The following is a 2,981-nucleotide window of genomic DNA, read 5'->3' on the forward strand; positions in this document are numbered from 1 at the left end:
GGGACATATAAACAGTTATAAGGTTGGTCAGGGTTGACCTATTAGATTCAGTCAGGGGACTGAAGACCTTATTAGGCGGTTATTTCAGGCATTACAGCCTTATTTCGTGCCTAAACGTTTCGCACTTCTTGCTTTATCTTACCGAAAATTGTTAAAATTTTTAACAGAATCTTAAGTTTTTTCGGGAAAGAAACCCCAGTTTTTCAAGCTATTGGTTCCTTTTACCCGATAAATGGGCTTTTTGGGCTAAGATTACTTTGTTTACATTCGTTGAGAAAATTTAACATTTATCCCCTATGTCAAACCTGCTCCTCTGTGTCGGACTGATTTGTGGCTCAATTATTTGGGTGGAGATCGTGCGTGATTGCTATCATGCTCTGGCCCACCATTGGCAGCCCCTTTATCGTCTGCACGTCTGGCATCATCGGGTTTTTCGTCCCGATCTGTCGGTAATGAGCGAGGAAATTTATCGTCGGGCGCACTGGTACAATGATGTACCGGAGGCCTTGGTGATGTTGGCTGCCAGTGTTTTACCTGTACTATTGGCCTACTTTTGGGGGTTCGATCGCCCTTGGTTGGGTTGGTTAGGTTCCCTTTATACTTTGGCTTTTCTCAGTACGGCGATCGGTCGAGGTTTAGGTATCGCCAATTTGGACGAATTAACCGATTTAACCCATCGTCCGGGGCAATTTGAGAGTTTACCGGCTCAATGGCGCGTTAATCGTACTTACCACTGGCGACACCATTTTGATAACCAAAAGGCTTATTATTGTGGAACTTTCACCTTTATGGATAAATTGATGGGGACGGCACTTTCTCTCAAGGGTAAAACGATCGCCATTACCGGAGCGAATGGAACTTTAGGGCGATCGCTGTTAAAGTACCTACAACTGAAGGGAGCCAAAGTGATCGCGCTCACTTCCGGGGAAAATGCGATCGCTATTGAAATTAACGGCGAATCAGTACCTGTAAAAACCGTAAAATGGCAAATCGGCGAAGAAACGCAACTTGAGGACCTATTTAAGTCTGTAGATATACTAATTTTAAATCATGGCGTTAATGTCCACGGTCAAAGAACCTCAGAAGCGATCGAATTAGCCTACGAAGTGAATACTTTTTCCGTCTGGCGTTTAATGGAATTATTCTTCAAAACTGTCCGCACTAACGAGCAAATTGCTCGCAAGGAAGTCTGGGTGAATACCTCGGAAGCGGAGGTTAATCCTGCCTTTAGTCCCCTCTACGAACTCAGTAAACGAGCGATCGGTGATATGATTACCCTGCGTCGTTTAGATGCTCCCTGTGTGGTAAGAAAGCTAATTCTTGGCCCTTTTAAGAGTAATTTAAATCCTGTGGGTATTATGTCCGCCGATTGGGTGGCTAAACAGATTATCAAGGCGGTACAAAGGGATAGCCGCAATATTATTATTACTATTAATCCCTTGACTTTTATCACCTTTCCAATTAAGGAATTCTCTGTTTCTACCTACTTAAAACTATTTACTCGTTCCCCAAAAAATCGGGAAAATTCCTAACTATTTATCCTTAATCGGGGATCAAGACTATTTTTCCTCGCACTCTTTCCGATTCACTATAATTATGAGCTTCTATCACCTGGGAAAAAGTATAGGTGCGATCGATTCTAACAGTTAATTTACCCGATTCGATCGCTTCTTTGAGAAATTGCCAGTCAGACGCTTGTGCTTGAGCAAAAAATATCAGTTTCCCTTTTTGGGGCAACCAAGCAGTGAGATAATTTAAAAGGATAATTCCGGGATTTGGTAGGGTGGTTATATAAGTGCCTTGGGGTTTTAAAAGCTGACGACAGTGCCAAAAAGAAGACTTAGCCACAGCATCGAAGATTATATCATATTTCTGCTCAGTTTTTCTCCAATCTTCTTGGGTATAATCTATAACTTTATCTGCTCCTAAAGAGGTGACATAATCGATATTTTTACTACTACAGACTCCATCTACTTCTGCGGAGAAAATTTTCCCTATCTGCACAGCAAAACTACCAACTCCTCCCGATGCACCATTAACTAAAATCCGATTTCCTGCTTGAATATTGCCAAAATCGCGCAAGACTTGCAAAGCGGTAGAAGCAGCTAAAGGGGTGGCAGCAGCTTCAATAAAACTCTGATTATGGGGTTTTTTAACTAATAGGGAAGCGGGAATAATTGCATATTCAGCATAAGTTTTACCCGGTAATTGATTGAGAAAACCAAAAACCTCATCTCCGATCTGGAATTGTTCCACCTGACTACCTTTTTCAACGATAATTCCCCCATAATCGAAACCTAATTGCAGGGGAAATTTATTACCTGTGGCTATTTTGAGCATTCCCCGACGAATCTTCCAATCAATCGGATTAATTCCCGCTGCCATAATCTTAATTAAGACTTCTTTCCCTTGGGGAATTGGCTTTTCTATGTCTGTGTATTCGAGAACATTACTATCGCCATAGCGATTAATGATAATAGCTTTCATAATTAAGAAAAAAGTTGATAAAATAGTAAAGGAGCAAAAGTAATGACCAAGAGAACAAAAATCCAAACTCGTCCCGCTAAAAGATTATAATCTTGACCTAATCTTGACCAAGAATGACCAGCGATAAAATGACCGAACAGAAACTCAAAACCCACTGTTAATACTAACCAAATTAAACCGATAGTAATTGCTTGACTGGACGATTCTAGACCCAAAAAATAGACAAGAGTGCCAATATAAAAGCTAAAAAAGAGGATTCCTGTCAGGGTAGAAATTTGATGAGCGCGTAGTTCATCGAGATATTTTCCGTAGGTGCTTTCCCTGAGAATACCGTTACTAATTCCTATTACGATCATCGGGAGCCATAGGACAATGTAGCGACTAATCATAAGTTGTTTTATAATTAAATTAAAAATCGATTTTAGGTTCGATCCCCCCTGCCCCCCTTGATAAGGGGGGTGCCGATAGGCGGGGGGATCCGCCTTGATAAGGGG

The 2,981-nt window shown here is 41.3% G+C and carries 3 protein-coding genes; 1 reads left to right on the forward strand and 2 read right to left on the reverse strand.

The window, feature by feature from the left end; all coding sequences use genetic code 11:
* Window positions 1–296 precede the first annotated feature (296 nt).
* Window positions 297–1,532, forward strand: coding sequence for a bifunctional sterol desaturase/short chain dehydrogenase (locus IQ234_RS20400; RefSeq protein WP_193958411.1), 1,236 nt, complete (start codon window positions 297–299; stop codon window positions 1,530–1,532).
* A gap of 10 nt (window positions 1,533–1,542) precedes the next feature.
* Here the strand turns inward: IQ234_RS20400 and IQ234_RS20405 are convergent, their stop codons facing one another.
* Both IQ234_RS20405 and IQ234_RS20410 read right to left on the reverse strand, forming a co-directional pair.
* Window positions 1,543–2,487: an NAD(P)-dependent alcohol dehydrogenase gene (locus IQ234_RS20405; protein ID WP_193958412.1), complete on the reverse strand. Its 945-nt coding sequence runs from the start codon at window positions 2,485–2,487 to the stop codon at window positions 1,543–1,545.
* Window positions 2,488–2,489: 2 nt separating this feature from the next.
* On the reverse strand, window positions 2,490–2,876 hold the full coding sequence (locus tag IQ234_RS20410; protein WP_193958413.1) for a hypothetical protein: 387 nt from the start codon (window positions 2,874–2,876) through the stop codon (window positions 2,490–2,492).
* Between the last annotated feature and the right edge of the window lie 105 nt (window positions 2,877–2,981).

It is taken from the genome of Microcystis aeruginosa LEGE 91341 (assembly GCF_015206885.1).
GTDB lineage: Bacteria > Cyanobacteriota > Cyanobacteriia > Cyanobacteriales > Microcystaceae > Microcystis > Microcystis aeruginosa_H.